Source organism: Terasakiella brassicae (assembly GCF_014641495.1).
GTDB lineage: Bacteria > Pseudomonadota > Alphaproteobacteria > Rhodospirillales > Terasakiellaceae > Terasakiella > Terasakiella brassicae.
Map to the genome: position 1 here is coordinate 19,516 of NZ_BMHV01000008.1, position 17,791 is coordinate 37,306.

The 17,791-nt window shown below is 48.8% G+C and carries 23 protein-coding genes and 1 pseudogene; 8 read left to right on the top strand and 16 right to left on the bottom strand.

The genetic code is table 11. From position 1 onward, the window contains the following. Window positions 1–2 precede the first annotated feature (2 nt). Entirely contained in the window at window positions 3–431 is a 429-nt protein-coding gene (locus IEW74_RS06905; RefSeq protein WP_373283790.1) for a MaoC family dehydratase, read from the bottom strand. 124 nt (window positions 432–555) lie between these two features. Here IEW74_RS06905 and IEW74_RS06910 point away from each other — a divergent pair, with 124 nt between their 5' ends. Both IEW74_RS06910 and IEW74_RS06915 read left to right on the top strand, forming a co-directional pair. Beyond that, window positions 556–1,593 (top strand): M23 family metallopeptidase, encoded by a 1,038-nt coding sequence (locus IEW74_RS06910; protein ID WP_188663116.1) that lies wholly within the window; start codon window positions 556–558, stop codon window positions 1,591–1,593. 77 nt (window positions 1,594–1,670) lie between these two features. After that, a complete protein-coding gene (locus tag IEW74_RS06915) occupies window positions 1,671–2,024 on the top strand; it encodes a carboxymuconolactone decarboxylase family protein (protein WP_188663118.1) in 354 nt (117 codons plus the stop codon). Here the strand turns inward: IEW74_RS06915 and IEW74_RS06920 are convergent. From IEW74_RS06920 to IEW74_RS06945, 6 genes and pseudogenes are all read right to left on the bottom strand, one after another. Next, window positions 2,015–2,377: pseudogene (locus IEW74_RS06920) on the bottom strand (transposase); the annotation flags it as partial. The gene IEW74_RS06915 and the pseudogene IEW74_RS06920 overlap by 10 nt on opposite strands. Before the next feature lie 317 nt (window positions 2,378–2,694). Further along, complete coding sequence (locus IEW74_RS06925) at window positions 2,695–3,234, bottom strand: F0F1 ATP synthase subunit B family protein (protein WP_188663122.1); 540 nt, start codon at window positions 3,232–3,234, stop codon at window positions 2,695–2,697. Further along, window positions 3,234–3,722 carry a F0F1 ATP synthase subunit B family protein gene (locus tag IEW74_RS06930; protein ID WP_188663124.1) on the bottom strand — a complete coding sequence of 163 codons (489 nt, stop codon included), beginning with the start codon at window positions 3,720–3,722 and terminating at the stop codon, window positions 3,234–3,236. The genes IEW74_RS06925 and IEW74_RS06930 overlap by 1 nt, the downstream gene beginning before the upstream one ends. A gap of 74 nt (window positions 3,723–3,796) precedes the next feature. After that, window positions 3,797–4,021: an ATP synthase subunit C family protein gene (locus IEW74_RS06935; protein WP_069189405.1), complete on the bottom strand. Its 225-nt coding sequence runs from the start codon at window positions 4,019–4,021 to the stop codon at window positions 3,797–3,799. 119 nt (window positions 4,022–4,140) lie between these two features. Continuing rightward, a complete protein-coding gene (locus IEW74_RS06940; protein WP_188663126.1) occupies window positions 4,141–4,869 on the bottom strand; it encodes a F0F1 ATP synthase subunit A in 729 nt (242 codons plus the stop codon). 26 nt (window positions 4,870–4,895) lie between these two features. Continuing rightward, window positions 4,896–5,261, bottom strand: a complete 366-nt coding sequence (locus IEW74_RS06945) for an AtpZ/AtpI family protein (protein ID WP_188663128.1) — start codon at window positions 5,259–5,261, stop codon at window positions 4,896–4,898. 291 nt (window positions 5,262–5,552) lie between these two features. Here IEW74_RS06945 and IEW74_RS06950 point away from each other — a divergent pair, with 291 nt between their 5' ends. After that, window positions 5,553–6,011, top strand: coding sequence for an Lrp/AsnC family transcriptional regulator (locus IEW74_RS06950; protein ID WP_188663130.1), 459 nt, complete (start codon window positions 5,553–5,555; stop codon window positions 6,009–6,011). Window positions 6,012–6,018: 7 nt separating this feature from the next. Here IEW74_RS06950 and IEW74_RS06955 read toward each other — a convergent pair whose 3' ends face one another. The 7 genes from IEW74_RS06955 to IEW74_RS06985 form a co-directional block, all read right to left on the bottom strand. Beyond that, on the bottom strand, window positions 6,019–6,441 hold the full coding sequence (locus IEW74_RS06955; protein WP_188663132.1) for a metal ABC transporter ATP-binding protein: 423 nt from the start codon (window positions 6,439–6,441) through the stop codon (window positions 6,019–6,021). An 82-nt stretch (window positions 6,442–6,523) separates the two neighbouring features. After that, on the bottom strand, window positions 6,524–6,886 hold the full coding sequence (locus IEW74_RS06960) for a DUF3887 domain-containing protein (RefSeq protein ID WP_188663134.1): 363 nt from the start codon (window positions 6,884–6,886) through the stop codon (window positions 6,524–6,526). 74 nt (window positions 6,887–6,960) lie between these two features. Then, complete coding sequence (locus IEW74_RS06965) at window positions 6,961–7,281, bottom strand: hypothetical protein (RefSeq protein WP_188663136.1); 321 nt, start codon at window positions 7,279–7,281, stop codon at window positions 6,961–6,963. A 12-nt stretch (window positions 7,282–7,293) separates the two neighbouring features. Continuing rightward, window positions 7,294–7,974: a RadC family protein gene (gene radC / locus IEW74_RS06970; RefSeq protein ID WP_229734265.1), complete on the bottom strand. Its 681-nt coding sequence runs from the start codon at window positions 7,972–7,974 to the stop codon at window positions 7,294–7,296. A gap of 79 nt (window positions 7,975–8,053) precedes the next feature. Beyond that, the gene (map, locus tag IEW74_RS06975) at window positions 8,054–8,848 is read right to left on the bottom strand and encodes a type I methionyl aminopeptidase (protein WP_188663139.1); all 795 of its coding nucleotides are present in this window, start codon (window positions 8,846–8,848) and stop codon (window positions 8,054–8,056) included. Between the two features lie 71 nt (window positions 8,849–8,919). Continuing rightward, window positions 8,920–9,618 (bottom strand): DNA/RNA nuclease SfsA, encoded by a 699-nt coding sequence (gene sfsA / locus IEW74_RS06980; protein WP_188663141.1) that lies wholly within the window; start codon window positions 9,616–9,618, stop codon window positions 8,920–8,922. Continuing rightward, window positions 9,615–10,532: a methyltransferase domain-containing protein gene (locus IEW74_RS06985; protein WP_188663143.1), complete on the bottom strand. Its 918-nt coding sequence runs from the start codon at window positions 10,530–10,532 to the stop codon at window positions 9,615–9,617. The genes sfsA and IEW74_RS06985 overlap by 4 nt, the downstream gene beginning before the upstream one ends. 69 nt (window positions 10,533–10,601) lie before the next feature. Between IEW74_RS06985 and IEW74_RS06990 the strand changes: the two genes are divergently transcribed. From IEW74_RS06990 to IEW74_RS07000, 3 genes are all read left to right on the top strand, one after another. Beyond that, window positions 10,602–11,318 carry a ComF family protein gene (locus IEW74_RS06990; protein ID WP_188663145.1) on the top strand — a complete coding sequence of 239 codons (717 nt, stop codon included), beginning with the start codon at window positions 10,602–10,604 and terminating at the stop codon, window positions 11,316–11,318. A gap of 109 nt (window positions 11,319–11,427) precedes the next feature. Further along, the gene (grxC, locus tag IEW74_RS06995) at window positions 11,428–11,685 is read left to right on the top strand and encodes a glutaredoxin 3 (protein ID WP_188663147.1); all 258 of its coding nucleotides are present in this window, start codon (window positions 11,428–11,430) and stop codon (window positions 11,683–11,685) included. Between the two features lie 16 nt (window positions 11,686–11,701). Next, window positions 11,702–12,529, top strand: coding sequence for a carbon-nitrogen hydrolase family protein (locus tag IEW74_RS07000; RefSeq protein ID WP_188663150.1), 828 nt, complete (start codon window positions 11,702–11,704; stop codon window positions 12,527–12,529). Here the strand turns inward: IEW74_RS07000 and IEW74_RS07005 are convergent. Both IEW74_RS07005 and IEW74_RS07010 read right to left on the bottom strand, forming a co-directional pair. Next, window positions 12,526–14,529 carry an adenylate/guanylate cyclase domain-containing protein gene (locus tag IEW74_RS07005; protein WP_188663152.1) on the bottom strand — a complete coding sequence of 668 codons (2,004 nt, stop codon included), beginning with the start codon at window positions 14,527–14,529 and terminating at the stop codon, window positions 12,526–12,528. The genes IEW74_RS07000 and IEW74_RS07005 overlap by 4 nt on opposite strands. Window positions 14,530–14,642: 113 nt before the next feature. Continuing rightward, the gene (locus IEW74_RS07010) at window positions 14,643–15,164 is read right to left on the bottom strand and encodes a hypothetical protein (RefSeq protein WP_188663154.1); all 522 of its coding nucleotides are present in this window, start codon (window positions 15,162–15,164) and stop codon (window positions 14,643–14,645) included. Window positions 15,165–15,366: 202 nt separating this feature from the next. Here IEW74_RS07010 and cimA point away from each other — a divergent pair, with 202 nt between their 5' ends. Continuing rightward, the gene (cimA, locus tag IEW74_RS07015; RefSeq protein WP_188663157.1) at window positions 15,367–16,977 is read left to right on the top strand and encodes a citramalate synthase; all 1,611 of its coding nucleotides are present in this window, start codon (window positions 15,367–15,369) and stop codon (window positions 16,975–16,977) included. Beyond that, window positions 16,964–17,776 carry an RNA methyltransferase gene (locus IEW74_RS07020; RefSeq protein WP_188663159.1) on the top strand — a complete coding sequence of 271 codons (813 nt, stop codon included), beginning with the start codon at window positions 16,964–16,966 and terminating at the stop codon, window positions 17,774–17,776. Before cimA ends, IEW74_RS07020 begins: the two co-directional genes overlap by 14 nt. Window positions 17,777–17,791: the final 15 nt, after the last annotated feature.

Consider the following 17,791-nt stretch of genomic DNA (forward strand, 5'->3'; position numbering starts at 1 on the left):
GATTAACCGCGATCCGGGATCAAAATAGTGGCATCGCCTGTGATTACGGCGGTGTCTCCAACGGTACAGACGGTTTCGAATTTGATCATTTTCTTGGCATCGTCTTTTTCAAGGGCGGTGACGCGGGCAACGACCGTATCGCCAATTTTGACAGGGGCCTTGAATTTCAGGTTTTGTGCGATGTAAATACAGCCCGGGCCGGGCAGTTTTGTGCCAAAGACGGCTGAGATAAAGCCGGAACTGAGCATACCATGTGCGATTCGGGTCTTGAACATGGTTTGTGCAGCAAATTCTTCGTTCAGATGCACCGGGTTGGTATCGCCGGAAACCCCTGCATAAGCCATAATATCGGCTTCTGTAACTGTTTTAGAGAAAATATCGGTCATGCCGACATCGATTTCATCGTATGAGTAGCCGTAAAGCTCTTCCATGGTTTCCATTCCCTATATTTGATTTATAACTTGTGCGCTGCACTATATACGGAACTAAAAAAGCCCTAAAGTGAAAATTCCCCCTTTTCTTCAATGAAAAGAATGTTTCATAATGCGAACCATCATGCCAGTCAGAAAAATTTACATATTCCTCAGCACGTTTTTGTTCTTGATCGGCCCGCTTTATGCGGGAGAAATCAAGCCGCCTGCCAAGATGATACTACCGGTGGAATGCGAAATCGGCTGGAATTGCTGGATTGCCAATTACGTGGATCATGCCCGTGATGAAACAGCCAAGGATTATGCCTGTGGGGAACAGACCTATAACGGGCACAAGGGCACGGATTTTATGATCCGTAACTTTCGCGACATGCAAGGCGGTGTCCTTGTCCGTTCCGCGCTGGATGGTGTGGTCGTTGGTATTCGTGACCGTATGAAAGACATTGATTTTCGTAAATTACCAAAAGAACAAATCGCAAATAAAGAATGCGGAAACGGGGTTCGCATTGATCATGGCGAGGGCTGGTTTACCCAATATTGCCATCTGCGCAAAAATAGCGTGCGGGTGAAAAAAGGCGATGGGGTGAAACAAGGTGATATCCTTGGTTTTGTCGGAAATTCGGGCCGTGCGATGTTTCCACACCTCCATTTTAAAGTCGAATACGCCGATCCTAAATCGGGAAAGCGCCGTGGCGCGATTGTTGATCCATTCGTCGGGATTGCGCGCAAAGATGCCTGTCGGGCAGGCGATGAGGCTCTCTGGTCAAAAAGTGTGATGGATGCGCTGCCCTATCGTTCGGTTGAAATATTTGATATGGGGTTTTCTGCATCGCAACCGAAATATGATGGATTGGTCGAAGGGCTTTATGATGATGAAACCCTGTCTGTACGTTCTCCACGATTGTTTTTATGGGGACGCTTCCTGCATGTGAAAAAGGGTGACCGTCTGACGTATGTGATCAAGGGACCGGGGGGGGCCGAAATCCTGAATTACAGTAATGTCATCGAAAAGGACCAGTCCTATCGTACCTTGCATGCCGGGGTGCGCCGTCCCGCCCTTTATTGGGAGGAAGGAACCTATTACGGTTATATCAAGCTGGTTCGGGCTGATGAAAACGGGGGTCGAATCTATGAATCGGAAGCCGCGATTTCTTTGCGATAACGATCTTGTCGTTGATTTTCTCAAATAATCATAATATTAGTACTATCTAAAATTAAAAACGGATGGAGTTATAGATCATGGGTAAAAATTATCCCGATATCGCCAAGGATTTGACAGGCGCGATTAAAACGTTGCGTACAGCGATTCCGGATACGATGAACGCATTCACACAACTGGCTGAAAAAGCCAGCGCCGATAGCGTTCTCGACCCGAAAACCAAAGAATTGCTGGCGATTGCGATTGCGATTACCACGCGCTGTGACGGTTGTATTGCGTTTCATGTCAAGGCTGCCTTACGTCATGGGGCGACCCGCGATGAAGTGGCGGAAACTGTTGGGATGGCAGTTTATATGGGCGGCGGCCCGTCCATGATCTATGGCGCGCAAACATTGGAAGCTTACGACCAGTTTGTCGAAAAATATCAGAAGTAAGATCGTTTATTGGAAAAAAAGCAACGGTGTTTGCAGTTAAGCACCGTTGCTATAACAATCCCGCATTCTGGCTTCATGATGCAAAGCATCTTTCGGGCGACAGCTATCAGAGCCACCTTTCCCGGCTTTCCTTGTTGTCTTAAGCGGTTATAAAACTCTTTCATTTTCGGGTTGAAACGAACAGCTGGCAGAGTTGCCAGATACAACGCATTATGGACCGGCATTCGCCCACCCGAGATCATCCTTCTGCCTCGCATAGTGCCGCCATCACGATTAAGCGGTGCCACACCTGCGAGCTTTGCGATTTGCCCTTTATCCAATTGCCCCAGTTCAGGTAGATCGGCAAGCACAAAGGCATCAATTTTATTTATGCCGACAAAACAGGTAGTATAAGTCATAGGCTTCGTCTCTCTTATACACGAGCGTTAAGCTCCATCAACGGTTCGACTAAGCCTCAAAGGAGTTGAAAGGGTTATGCTTTTTTCCGAACGTTACTGTTCACGCCGCCAGTGGCTGCAACTGCTTCCAACTCCGTCATCAGGGTGTTGCAACACCTTGATGACAATAAAAGAGGCACGAACACATAAGAATGTTCGTGCCTCTTAATGTATAAGCCTCCATAAATCAGGAGACTCTTTTTTAAGATGCGATTAGCCGATGAAGGCTATGCTTAGTTGCTCAATTGCGAAGGCAACTCGGCAATAGCAGCATCGATCATGGCATTGGCTTTCTGTGCGGAAATCCCTTCTGCGAGCAGTTGTTCGGCAGCGGAGATTGCAACACGTGTTGCCAGATCCTGAATTTCAGCGATAGCAGAGGCTTCAGCTTGTGCAATACGAGCTTCAGCAGCGGCTTCGCGACGCTTCAGGGCGTTTTCCAGATCGGTTTTCGACTTAGCTTCCAGTCGAGCCGCTTCGTCTTTTGCACGCTGCAGGATTTTTGCGGCTTCTTCTTCCGCTTCCTGTTGCTTGCGTTTGTAAGAAGCCAGAAGTTTCTGAGCTTCTTCACGAAGTTTTTCGGCTTCGTCCAGCTGTGCTTTAATCGTATCGGCGCGATCGTCCAGAGCCGTGGCCAGTATACGACCTACTGGTTTGGCTGCAAAGACCATCAAAACGACGAATGCCAGTGCAACCCAGAACGTGGGATCGTGAAGCATACCGCCGTCAGCGTGTTCAGCTGCACCAGAGGCAGCGTGTGCAACACTAATCATCAGTTTTGCTCCATTGCTTTGGCAACAGCGGCGTTAACCGCTGCGTCGTCTACGGAAACACCGGACAGTTTTTCAACAGTTGCCTTAGCGACATCTGCGGATACTTCTGTGATGTTTGCAAGCGCCTTGTCTTTTGCGTCCGCGATGCGGGCTTCAGCTTCTGCCAGCTTTTTGTCCAGCTTGGCCGCCAGCTCTTCCTGAGCTTTGGCCTGAGCAGCGTTCGCTTGATCGATCACGACTTTTACTTCGTCCTGAGCTTTCGAGCGAGCCTCTGCCAGAGACTGTTCATAAGCAGCAGCAGCTTGTTCCGCTTCAACTTTTAAAGCGGCAGCCTTTGCAAGGTTGTCGTCGATGCGTGTTTGACGCTCGTCGAGTACCTCGGCAATGCGCGGCAGCGCCACCTTGGCCATGATGAAATACATCGCCAAGAAGGTGATCACGAGCCATACGATTTGCGGGGCAAATGTGGTCACATCTAACTGTGGCATATTGCGCTCCTTCCAAAAAAAGTTCGAAAGGTCACCGAGAATTCAGTGACCTATGAAACTTCGATTATCGACTCTTAGGTGAAGAGGATAAGGAAAGAGATGAGCAGTGCGTACAAAGCAACTGCTTCAACAAGTGCGAAGCCAAGCATAGCCAGGCCGAATACTTGTGAACGGGCAGCAGGGTTGCGCGCAACAGAGCCGATCAGAGAAGAGAAGATGTTACCAATACCAGCACCAACACCAGACAGGCCGATTACAGCCAGACCAGCACCGATCATTTTAGCAGCAGCGAGTTCCATAGATCTAAGTCCTATAAGAAAAGTAAAAAAGTGAAACTTTAAAGGGTTCGAGCTTCGACATCACCTGAAGTCAACAAACCCTTAAAGTCTGCGAAGGTCCTGTACCAAGTTGCTTAGGCTTAGTGCAGGTGAATGGAGTCGTTCAAGTAGATGCAAGTCAGTACGGCAAAGACGTAGGCTTGCAGGAACGCCACCAAAAACTCAAAACCTGTCAGGGCAACGTCAACGGCGAAAGGCGCCCACCCACCGAGGAAGCCAAGCGGCACGATGAAGGCAGCGAATACTTTCATCATTGTGTGACCAGCGGTCATGTTGGCAAACAAACGAATGGACAGGGAAACCGGACGGGACAGGTAGGAAATGATTTCAATCGGCACCAACAGCGGCAACATAACAGCTGGAACGCCACCGGGTACGAAGAATGTAAAGAAGTGCAGGCCGTGGCGCGCGATACCGATCAGCGTGACACCGATGAAAACGGCCATCGCCAAGGTAAAGGTCACGGCAACATGACTTGTAAATGTGAAGCTGTAGGGCAACAGACCAAGGAAGTTACCAAACAGAATGAACATAAACAGTGAGAAGATGATCGGGAAATATTTGCGGCCTTCATTGCCGACATTATCCCGGACCATGTCCGCTACGAAGGAGTAGCTCAGCTCAGCCATTGACTGCCAGCGACCCGGTACAAGTGCGCGACTGCCCATGCCCATGATCAAGAAAATGCTGACCACAGCAACAGTGGCAACCATTGCAACGGCGGAGTTTGTGAAAGAAGCGTCAATACCAGCGAACTCTACAGGTACGATGGTGTTGATTTGAAACTGATGTAGCGGATTGTTCGACACAGTGCCCTCATCTTTGCCCTATTGGGCTAATCCCTTAAATTGTCGTCCTTTTCGCGCTTTTCAAAATCTTCTTTATAGCCAACGGCAATATCAAGACTCTGAACGGTGCGAAAAACGTTCATAATTCCGGCGGCAGCGCCCAAGAAGAAAAACAAGACCATTAGCCACGGTTTTGTATCGAACACATAGGTGTCCAGCGCATAACCGATCCCAACGCCAACGGCCAAACCAGAAACAAGGTCTGCACCGCAACGCAAGGCTAGTCCTAAACCCTTGGGCGGTTCGTTGGTCGCTGCCTTCAAACCGCGCGGCGCCTTGGAATTACCACGCGCTGCGTTCAATCGGGTTTCGAACTGGTCCAGTTCGGAAAGTTTTTTGTCGTCGTCGCTCATTCAAGTCTCCCATTAGACAGAGAAGAAAAACGCGCAAGAGACAAGCCTTCCCCCACTTCTCGACTCATTAGCCGAAGTGCAACGCAACATATATATGCGCACCCTCTCTGTCAAGGGGCGAAAACCTGATTGTAGTTCATTGAAAAATAAAAGAAAAAAGTGGAAATACCAGTTGTGTTTTTCTTGTTGGGAAAGGAATCTGTCAAAAAGGGGAAATGAAAGATTCTGGGATTCCATTTCTCCTATGATATGATTTTTCTGAATTTGGTAAATTGAAAGAAAATTATCCTCATGGATGCCGTAGATAAAAAAATATTACGCCTGTTGCAAAAAGATGCCTCGTTATCGATTGGCGAGGTGGCTGAAAAGGTCAATCTATCCACCACACCGTGTTGGCGCCGGATACAAAATCTGGAAAAACAGGGGGTGATCAAAGGGCAGGTTGCCTTGTTGGAAGAAACGCAGTTAAATCTGAAGACAACGGTTTTTGTGACGATAAAAACCGCCCGACACGACCTTGAATGGTTTAAGGCTTTTTCCGAAGCTGTAGCCTCCATTGATGAAGTGGTTGAATTTTATCGGATGAGCGGTGATGTAGATTATTTGCTGAAGGTCGTTGTACCCGACATTCAGGCCTATGACCGGGTTTATAAGCGTTTGATCGAACAGGTTCAACTCAGTGATGTTTCTTCGTCTTTCGCGATGGAAAAACTAAAATGCACCACTGAGTTACCACTAGAATATGTATAAAGTGATTTTAGTTTTTAGCAGTTCCCGTTACGTCTTCTTTTTTAGCTTGAGCACTTTTGGGGTCTAATGGAGTAAAATCGATTGAACATTTCTTTTTAATAGCAACTTTCTGAATTGCTTCTTGTTCACCTTTTAGGCGCGCATACTCTTGTGCCTCGGGGCCATCTCCGCCTTCCAGCAAAAATAGTGTGGGCCAGAACAATACAAGGCCGATACCCATTTGGGCTGTGTCTGCATCGGCTTTATTTTTTAAATTTCCATACAATTCATTGACACGGTAAGAAATTCGCCTGCTTTCCTCTGTCAATTGATCACAGTCATAATTTCTGTATTGAATGTCAGATACATAAGCGGTGTTGATCTTATCAGGTTGGGATGCGCATGCTGTTAAAAAAGACGTGATTCCCAAGGCTAATAGAGCTTTCTTCATTGTTACCTACCTCTTAAACAAAAAAACAACTTATAAGAGAGTGTGTTTACGTTTGCAAGATAACAATTGCTGTTTAACAATTTTAGCTAATCCAAATGCCCGTTGCCATAAGCGGGTCTGAGTTATCGTTGAATGTAATCGTGACCATAAAATCATCGTCGCTTTTGCTGAATTTACATTTATAGACCAGACCAACCAAGCCTGCGCGTTTCAATGATGTGACAAAGTGGGTTTTAATCACTTTACCCATTGAATTTTCGATGTTTTGCTGGTTTTTATGGAAGTCGTCTTTGGTGATGTTCTGCTTTAGGGCGCCTTCGAAATAGCTGCAAAAGGTGTCGTAATCACCGTCATCTTGGGCTTTGAGGATAGCATCGACAATAGGTTGAGCTTTTTGCAAGGCTTCGATCTGGTTGGCACCTAGTTTTCCAAAGTTGTTTTCCATAAATTTGATCCTTTTCTAATCTGTTCCAAGACCTATGACGGGGGAGAGCATCGAAATCAAGGAGAAATCCTGATTTATGAGATGTGAATGGCCAAGGCCTGTGGGGAAGGGGAGGCATCTTTTAAAAGAATACTCAAAAGAAAATCGCTTTGAGAGGCGCTGAAACGCACGGTGTATAAGTGCCACGGAGCGCCGTTTTTTGACAGGCTTGCCAAGGGGACGGGGGCTTGCATCTGACCAAATGCCTGTTGCAGATCCTGTTGAAAATCCCGAATTTTCTCAGGATCAACACTGTCGCGCAAAGTGGGGTCAAACAACGAAATAAAGAGATCTGAGTCCAGCGTGTTTTGAGATAAAACAACAGCGGCAATCAATTTTTCAAGTGAATCCATCATGGCTTTTCCTTTTTAAAGCAGACCTGTACTTTTGAAACTGTAATACCCTTTTCGACTGACGATGACATGGTCGTGGATTTCGATATTTAAAGGTCGGGCAATGGATTTAATACGTTTGGTCATGTCGATATCGGCAGGGGAGGGAGATGTATCCCCGCTGGGATGGTTATGCACCATGATGAGGGCGGAGGCCTCCAGCTCCAGAGCGCGTTTTATGACTTCACGGGGGTAGACGGGGGTATGGTCAATGGTGCCGCGTTGTTGCAATTCGTCGGCAATCAGCACGTTTTTGCGATTAAGATACAGCAGGCGAAACTGTTCCACCCCGTGATAGGCCATAGAAGCCCGGCAATAATCCAGCAGCATTTGCCATGACGATAGAACAGGCTTATTCATCACCTGTTCTTGTGCCAATCGGATGGCACCGGCTTGTGCGATTTTAAGGGCGCAGACGGCAGCCTCACCCAAACCGTCTTCCAGTCCCAGTGTGCGGGCATCAGCACTGATGACTTCGGCAAAACTGCCGAATGTGGTGATCAATCGTTTGGCAAGCGGCTTGACATCACCGCGTGGAATTGCGCCAAAAAGCAGAAGTTCAATGAGCTCATAATCGTGCAGGCTTTCGCTGCCGGTTTTCAGGAAACGGGCACGCAGGCGTTTACGATGACCAATGTAATGGGGCTTGTCACTCACTTTAAAGACCTCAAACAGACATAAAAAACGATGCGAATTTTGTTCCGCATCGTTTCCTATGATCGGTCTTGAGGGATTTTTATTGATAAGGCGGTTTGTCCCAGCCTTTTTCCGACAAGGTAAAGATTTCGCACCCGTCTTTGGTCACGCCGATGGAATGTTCAAACTGTGCAGACAGGGAACGGTCGCGTGTGACAGCCGTCCAGCCATCGGACAGGATTTTGATATCGAATTTACCGGCATTGATCATCGGCTCGATGGTGAAGAACATACCTTCTTGCAGGACAGGACCATCATCGGGTTTGCCATCGGCGTAATGTAAAACATTGGGCGCATCATGGAAAACGCGGCCCAGACCATGCCCGCAAAAATCGCGCACAACCGAATATCGCTGGGCTTCGGCATGCATCTGGATGGCATGTCCAATGCGGTTCAGCGGCACGCCCGGTTTGACTTCTTTGATACCGAGCATGAGGCATTCATAGGTGATATCAATCAGTTTGTTGGCCCTGACCTTGGTCTTTCCAACGGGGAACATGCGCGATGTATCGCCGTACCAACCGTCCAGAATGGTGGTGACATCAATATTGACGATGTCGCCTTCGATCAGTTTTTTGTCACCCGGGATGCCGTGGCAGACCACATGGTTGATCGATGTGCAGATGGATTTTGGAAAGCCACGATAATTCAACGGTGCGCAAACAGCGCCGTGGTCGGTGATGAAATCATGGCACAGTTTGTCCAGTTCCCCGGTGGTCACCCCCGGTTTGACGTAAGGCGTAATGAAGTCGAGCGTCTGAGCGGCCAGCTTGCCTGACTTGCGCATGCCTTCGAAATCTTCGGGCTTATGAATTTTAATCGGTCCACGGGCCAATGTGCTTTTCCTTTATCTCTGGCGTTCTTCCAAACGGATGGAGGTTCGCCTTTTATTTATTCCAAAATGCGTTAAAAGGCAACCGGCAGGGGGCTATCCACTTTAATCTCGTCTGTTTCAACGCAACATTGATAGCAAATAACTTCGACGCCGCGTTTGATTGCCGTCTTTAATTCTGCATCATAGGTCGGGTCGATATCACGTGCGATATCCATGATCTTACAATCCGGGCGTTGCACCAGATAGAACATAACAGCGCGGTGGCCTTCTTCAACCATATCGCCCAGTTCGCGCAGATGTTTGGCCCCGCGTGAGGTCACGGCATCGGGAAAGTCAGCATTGTCTCCGCGTCGCAGGGTGACGTTTTTGACTTCGACATAACAGGTTGGTTTGGCGTCATCTTCCAGCAAAATATCAATGCGGGAATTTTGTCCGTATTTGACTTCGCGGCGCAGAGTTGCGTAACCGGAAAGTTCCTGTACTTGACCCGCCAGAATGGCTTCTTCGACAATTTTGTTGGGATGGGCGGTATTGATGCCAACGTTCTGTCCGTCCACCTCGATAATTTCCCAGGTATATTTCAGTTTACGTTTGGGATTGTTGCTGGGCGACAACCAAACAGTCGAACCTGCCTCCTTGACCGAAAGCATGGATCCGGAATTGGCACAATGGGCGGTAACCACATCGCCGTTTTCCAGTTCCACATCCGCCATAAAACGTTTGTAGCGCTTGACCAGTTTGCCTTTAATCAGGTCTGTTTCAAACTTCATTTGGTTTCTCCGGTCAAAACATGTTCGGGCACGCCAAGGGCATCTGCCAGACTTGTTGCTGCCGCACCGGGTTTAAGGGGCTGGGGTTGGCTGGGGTCTGCTTTCCATGCGGTCAGAAACATAACCTGAAAAGTTGCCGGAATACGTCCGTCTGCGTCACGAAATTCGTCCATATAACGTTGCGCCGCCTTAAAGATCAGGCTGCGTTTGGTCAGGTTTTTGCGCCGTTCCAGAACCTTGTTGTTCTCGCCCATCCCTTTTAAATCTTTCATCAGTTTGAGCGGGTTTTCATAGGAAACGGTGATGGCATCGGCATCAACCACAGGCAGGGTAAAGCCTGCGCGTTGCAGCAACATACCCGCATCGCGGACATCGGCAAACGGCGAGATGCGCGGGCTAAGGCCGCCGTCGACCTCCATTTCCGCATCGCTGAGAGATTGGCGCAGTTCGCGCAAAGATTCAATGCCGAACATGGTGCCGATAAACAGGCCGTCCGGTTTTAAACAACGGTTGATTTGTAACAAGGTGCCGGGCAGGTCATTGACCCAATGCAGGCTGAGGTTCGACATGATCAGGTCAAACTTTCCAGCCGCAAAGGGAAGAAATTCTTCATCGGCAACAACGGAGGTTGCGCCTTTGTCCTTGGCGCGCCCAATCATGCCATCGGATAGATCGCATTGGATCAACTGACCGATTTTACTGCGCCCGCTCATCAGTTCGGCAATTTCACCGCCATGACAGCCGATATCCAGTGCCAGCGGAAAATCGCGCACCACATCGTCGAGACGTTCACATAGGCGGTCTGCAACTTCTTTATGAAGAAAATCGAAATCCTGCCATGCGCGGGCCGCGCGGTTGCGGTGTTCGCGCACCATTTTGCGGTCAAAAACATTCATGATTTCGAGATCAGACATAAAAAAAGCCCTCATGCGTTCATAGAGAATGCAACACATAAGCAGCTACACCTGTGAGGTCAAACCCAAATGGCACCATTTTCAAAAGTTTTAGACCTTTTTTTGCCGCCCCGGTGCATTTCCTGTCAGAAAATCGTCCTTGATCCTTATACCCTTTGTCAGGATTGTTGGGAACAGGCCTGTTTTTTAAGTGCCCCCTGTTGCCGGATTTGTGGCTTGCCGTTTGAATTTGACGTTCCCGACAGTGCCCTGTGCCTGGATTGTGCATTATGTGCGCCACCATTTGCACAGGCGCGATCAGTTTTCCCCTATGACGATTTTTCCCGGGGGTTGATTTTGGCGTTTAAACATGGTGACCGGACCGATTTGGCCCCGGCTTTTGCGGGTTGGATGGTACAAAGTGCGGCGTCTTTGATCGAAGAATGTGATGTGGTGGTGCCGGTTCCCCTGCATTGGCGCAGGTTGTTGAAACGGCGATATAATCAGGCGGCCTTGCTGGCCCTTGAAATATCAAAACGCAGTGCTTTAATCTATGAACCCGCCCTTTTAAAACGTACCCGCCATACCCCTGTACAGGGTCATTTATCGCGGATGGCCCGGCAAAAAAATTTGCAAGGCGCTTTTCAGATCATTGGTGATATCGAAGGGATGCGTATTTTACTGGTCGATGATGTTATGACCACGGGTGCGACCGTTTTGGGCTGTACCAAAGCGTTATTAGGGGCAGGGGCCAAGGAGGTCCGTGTCGTTACATTGGCCCGTGTGCTTCCTAATAAAACCGTTTAAGCAAACTGGACCGCTTTTCGCATCTCTTCAATCACGCGAACTTGATCTGGCAAAAGTTGTCAATGATGCTATATCAGATACACAAACAGACCAAGATACAGAGATACGAATGACTAAAATCGAAATATATACGACCCGCACGTGTCCTTATTGCCTGCGCGCCAAGGCGTTGTTGCAGGAAAAGGGTGTGGGATATAAAGAAATTGATGTAAACTCCGCGCCGAATTTGCGACAGGATATGATGAAGCGGGCCAACGGGGGCTATACCGTTCCGCAGATTTTTATCAATGATGAACATATCGGCGGGTGTGATGAAATGTATGCATTGGACCGCGCCGGAAAACTGGACCCGAAATTGGCCTCATAAAAGGTGAATGAAGAAAATGACGTTATTCAAAGCCGCCTGTGTACAGGTAAATGCCAGCAATGATATGGATACCAATATTGCCAAAGCTGGCGATATGGTACGCGAAGCAGCAGCGCAAGGCGCGCACCTGATTTGCCTGCCGGAAAATGTTGCCATGATGGAATTCGGCGGTGAAAACGTTATTGCGAAATCTTATCCGCAAGCCGAACACCCCGGCCTGAGTGCCTTTCGTGATTTAGCCGTTGAAACGAAAAGCTGGATTTTAATCGGGTCACTCGCCGTCCGTTTGGAAAATGGCAAAGTCGCCAACCGCTGTTTTTTGCTGAATGATCAGGGCGAAATTGTCGGGCAATACGATAAAATTCATCTGTTCGATGTGGATCTGGCCGGTGGCGAAAGCTATCGGGAATCCAACACATTTGATGGTGGGGATCGTGCGGTTCTGGCGCAAACCCCGTGGGGTCCACTGGGCATGAGCATTTGCTACGATGTCCGTTTCCCTCATCTTTATCGCGATTATGCACAGGCGGGGGCCAATATTATTACGGTTCCTGCCGCTTTCACCAAGCAAACGGGCGAGGCTCATTGGAAAGTCCTTTTGCGTGCACGCGCCATTGAAACAGGCTGCTACGTGATTGCACCCGGGCAGTGTGGGGAGCATAAAGGGGGCCGCCAAACATACGGGCATTCGCTGATCATCAACCCGTGGGGCGAAGTTTTGGCTGAAGGGGCAGATGAACCATGTGTGTTGATTGCCGATATTGATGTGGATGCGGTGGCGGCAACGCGCGGGAAAATTCCATCCTTAAAACATGATCGTGCCTATCAATTGGATCGGTCTTAATCTGCCTGTTTTGTTTTATCTGGCGTAGGTTCTGCAGGGGCGTTGTCTGCGGGTGTTTGTGCCGGTTTTGCCTTGGGCGGGGTCATTGGAAAACCCATATTGAACCCCGTGTCCTGTTTTTTAGCGGGCTTGAGGACATGAACGCTCATGTCCGGGGCGATACCTTCTATGCTGACAGGTGCGCTGAGGTGCGCAGGAAAGTTTTCTTCGTCATCTGTCTCACCTTCTTGCGGGGGAATGACTTCCTCTAGATGAATGTCCTCATAGGTAAGGGGCGGTGCTTTCCAGTCCAGCAGATAGATCGGTTGCGGCTGTTCAAACCCTTTTAATTTTTGCAGGCCCTGATCCATAAAGGTATAAACCGGCTGATCACCAAAGACATCTTTTAGATCTTGGGAGATTGCAATCTGATTACCTTCTGCTTTGTTACAAATGCGTGCTGCCAACTGAACGGCAGAACCAAACAAGTCGTTATTCTTTTTAATCGGTTCCCCCATATGTAAGCCGATCCTCAGTTGGAAGGGGAATTCCGGGTTGGCGTTGTTATTGCCTTCTACGCGTTTTTGAATTTCGATGGCTGCTTGTAAAGCCAGATCGCAATCCTGAAACGATGCCATGATGCCGTCCCCAAGATGTTTGACTTCCTTACCTTCAAAATTGGTCAGGGCGGTTCGAACGGTAAGGTCATGGTTTCTCAAGGCTTCTTGTGCCGCGTAGTCCCCATGTTTTGTGGCCAGATCGGTGGAACCGACCATGTCGGTAAACATAATGGTTAACAAATTGGGGTTTTGTGGCATTTCCTGAGCAGGTTTCCAATTGACCCATTCTTCCATGACGGAGCGAATATAAAGCGGTGCCGATTGATCACCATCAGCGAACCGGGCAGCGATTTTTCCGCTTGCTTCAAACAAAGCCAAATGACGGGGATGTTGCAGGTGTTTTTCGTATTCTTCTTCAAACCGTTGGGCCTGATCGGGTTTGGCCCCTAACATCTCGATAATACGGTGCAGGATGACTTGTGTTTCGTCTGCGCGCAGGTTGTGGTCTTTGGCCAGCCGCAAAACCGCTCCGGTCATAAACATGTTGAGCCCGAACCTGTTCAGGTTTTCCATACCGCTGTCCGGACCTTTCAGGGCACCGAGGCAGGTTCCTAAAAAGTTGATCAGAAACATTTTCTGTTGCTGGGCTTCTTGTGATAATTCGACTTCGCCCTGTGTCGGCGGGGCGGTTTCTTCGGTCGCAGGATTTAAGTCAAAAATATTAAATTCTTCATCCTGTTTTTCCGTTTCCTGCAGGATGACGACAGGTTTGACCTTGTCAATTGCTTCTGCCGCTTTGGCCATGTCGCGTGAAATCTTGGTCGGTTCCGGTGGTGTTGCCTTGCGGATACGTTTTTTGAAAATATTCAGGTCGAAACGGTTGGTGTAATGGGCATAGCTGGAACTGGCCGCAATCATAAACACCAGTGCGAACATCCCCATCAGCAGGAATTTCTGAATACTGTCGGCCTGAGAAATATCAAAGGCGCGAATAAGCAGGTATAACATTGCCGTTGCGGCCCCACCGGCCCCGGCACCGATGCCGATAATCGTCAGCCAGATGCCCAGAAACATCGGGGCGGAAACTTTGGCCTTAGGGGCCGTTTGCAGATCTTCGGAACTGTCCAGATACATGTCTATATCTTCATTCAGATATCCGACACGCCCGTTACTGGAAACCGCAATATTGGCCCAACTGTTTGCACGCTTGGTTTTGGCAATTTTGTCTACATCGGAAGGGCTGATCCCATTTTTATAGATCAGGCGTTCTTCGTGACGTCCGGTTCTGGGGTTGTAGTCTTCCAGAACAACGCGCACGGGATAGGCTTTTTTTTCAAGGCCCAAATCCTTGGCTTCGCGAACGGCGAGGATGCGTTCGTGATAAGGGTATCGGGCATGGACTTGCCAGCGCCCGCTTATATAAATCTGGACCTCATAGGTCTGATTGTCGTTTGTACCCATTATGAAACCTCGCTACTACTTTAGTAGCATGGACTAAGAAACACCGAAAGAAAAGACTGACATGCGTTTAAGTATGAAAAAGCTGAATGTTTGAAGGATATAAGATGGTTGGCCTAATTGAACAAGGCATCGATATCGCTTTGATCCATCGTAACCTGACTTTCGTTTTCCGTTTCCCCGCTGAGATCGGCGGTGCCGTGAATAATGGCGCTTAGGCGGTCTTGAAGGCGGTGAATTTCCTGTGCCGATTCGCTGACTTTAAAACGTAAATATTCCATATCGCCAGTGGCCAGTGCCTCTTCAGCATCTACAATGGCCTGAAAAATATTCATATCGACAAGGGCGATGGTATCTTCAAAAGCTTGTTTATAAAGCGGGGGAACATGATCGTAGACTTCAATGGCGAGATCTTTATCCGCAATGGTACTGTCGCGAAAATGATCTTTATAGGGTTTGGGTTGCCATTCTTTGACCATATCCAGACAATCGGGCATGTCCGGCAACATATCGATCATCATAACAACTTCGTTGAAGTGGTTCAGATAATCTGTCGCCAGCAGTGTTTCTTCACTGATATTGGTGCCCTTGACCTTTTCCTGATAGGCCGCAAATTCTGGGCTCAAGCCCTCCGTCACTCTTTAGTCCTCTCGGTTATCCGTTTATTATTCTCTGGTTATTGCTTCAATTATTTTTTAAACCACCGTTATTATAAATACAAATGTATAAACAACATACAAGTTTTAAAGTGCAAAGATGGGTGAAAAATCAAAGGAACACTTGAGAAAGTGCCAATAATTTTGCATTCTCCCCGTCTTCGATAAAAATAGGACAAAAAAGATGACCAACGATAACCGAGTCTATCTCTACGATAGCACGTTGCGCGATGGCGCACAGACGCAAGGTGTAGATTTTTCGACAGCCGATAAAATTGCCATTGCGATTGAACTGGATCGTTTGGGTATTGATTATATTGAAGGCGGCTGGCCCGGTGCCAACCCCACCGATGACAAATTTTTTGCCAAGCCGCCTGTCCTGAAAAAAGCAATTCTGTCTGCTTTTGGCATGACGCGGCGCCCCGGGCGCAGTGCGGATAATGATCCGGGGCTGAACGGGCTGGTGAATACAGGCGTTAAAACCGTAACGCTGGTGGGCAAAAGTTGGGATTTTCAAGTCGATGTTGCCCTGGAAATCGAACGCAGTGAAAATGTTGCCATGATCGCCGATTCAATCGCCTATGTAAAAAACAAGGCGGGTGAGGCCATGTTCGATGCGGAACATTTCTTTGACGGTTACAAGGCGAACCCGGAATTTGCATTGCAATGCTGCAAGGCGGCTTATGAAGCGGGCGCGCGCTGGATCGTTATGTGCGATACCAATGGCGGCACCTTGCCGGATGAGATTGAGAAAATTGTCGGTGAGGTAACCAAACATATTCCGGGGACGCATCTGGGCATCCATTGCCATGATGATACCGGTAATGCGGTCGCTAATTCGCTGGCGGCGGTGCGCGCCGGGGTTCGTCAAATTCAGGGGACATTAAATGGCCTTGGGGAACGTTGTGGCAATGCAAACCTGATTTCCATCCTGCCGTCCCTGATGTTGAAAATGGGTTTTGAAACGGGCGTCAGTAAAGACGGATTGACCCGTCTGGTGCATGTGTCGCGCATGCTGGATGAACGTCTTAATCGCGCTCCGGCCCGCAATGCGGCTTATGTGGGGGAATCTGCCTTTGCGCATAAAGGCGGGTTGCATGTCTCTGCCATTGAAAAAGATCCAAGCTGTTATGAACATATCACACCGGAAAGTGTCGGTAACGAACGTACAATCATTATGTCCAATCAGGCGGGGCGCTCCAATCTAGTGGCCAAATTCCGCGAGGTTGGGTTAGAGGTCGATCCCAAAGATGCCAAGGTGAACGCCTTGCTGGATGAGATCAAAGAACTGGAAAGCAACGGTTATTCCTATGACGGGGCGGACGCGAGTTTTGAATTGTTGGCGCGGCGCAAGCTGGAAAATGTGCCGGACTATTTCCATCTTGAATCTTTCCGTGTGATTGACGAACGGGTATGGGATGAAAAACACGTTCATGTCAAACAGATGTCGGAAACGACCGTGAAACTTTATATCGGTGATCAACGGATCATGGATGTTGCCGAAGGGAACGGCCCGGTCAATGCGTTGGATGCGGCCTTGCGCAAAATTCTCATCCCGTTTTATCCACAGCTTGAAAAGCTGCATTTGGTTGATTTTAAGGTGCGTATCCTGAATGGCGACAAAGCAACCGAGGCGATTACGCGGGTTATGATTGAAAGTGTTGATGGCGAAGGCAATACATGGACCACAGTTGGCATGTCATCCAACATAATTGATGCGTCCTATGAGGCCTTGCGCGATAGTTTGGTTTACAGATTGTATAAAGCGGGTGTGAAAGCTTATGGCGGGAACTGATCGTCGCCGCAAATCCGAAGCGGCTGATTTTTGTCGGGAGGATGCCCCGGCGATTATTCTGGTAGAACCCCAATTGGGTGAAAATATCGGGATGGTGGCACGGGCCATGCTTAATTGTGGTTTAATTGATCTGCGGATCGTTAATCCACGTGAAGGCTGGGACCGTGATAAAGCGGAAAAAAGCAGTTCCGGTGCGACAATGGTGCTGGAGCGTGCGCGCTTTTATACATCGACTGCGGATGCGGTTGCGGATCTCGAAATTGTCTATGCGACAACGGCACGTCCGCGCGATATGGTCAAGCCGATGGTGACCCCGCGTCAAGCCGCCACCGAATCGGTGGAGCTGGCAACAAGAAAGCTGAAGACCGGGGTGCTGTTTGGTAAAGAAGCCAAAGGCCTGCATAATGACGATGTGGCTTTGGCGGATGCGATTTTACATTTGCCGTTAAATCCGGCTTTTGCCTCGTTAAATCTGGCGCAAGCTGTTCTGCTGATCGGGTATGAATGGTTCACCATGAATGACGAGACCGAAGGACGCTATATCCCCCAAGGGCGGGGCAAAGCGGCCCGTCCGGCAACCAAGGATGAAGTCATCGGTTTTTATGAACACTTGGAACGTGAACTGGATGCATCGGGTTTTTTGCGGGTTGAAGCCAAACGCCCGTCGATGGTGCGCAACATCCGCAATATCTTTGCCCGGATTGATTTGACCTTGCAGGAAGTCCAGACCCTGCGTGGGATTGTCGCGTTTTTAGCCAATGGGCGCAGTGGCGGTCCGGGGAAAAAAGATCAGGACTGATCTATATCACCGCCA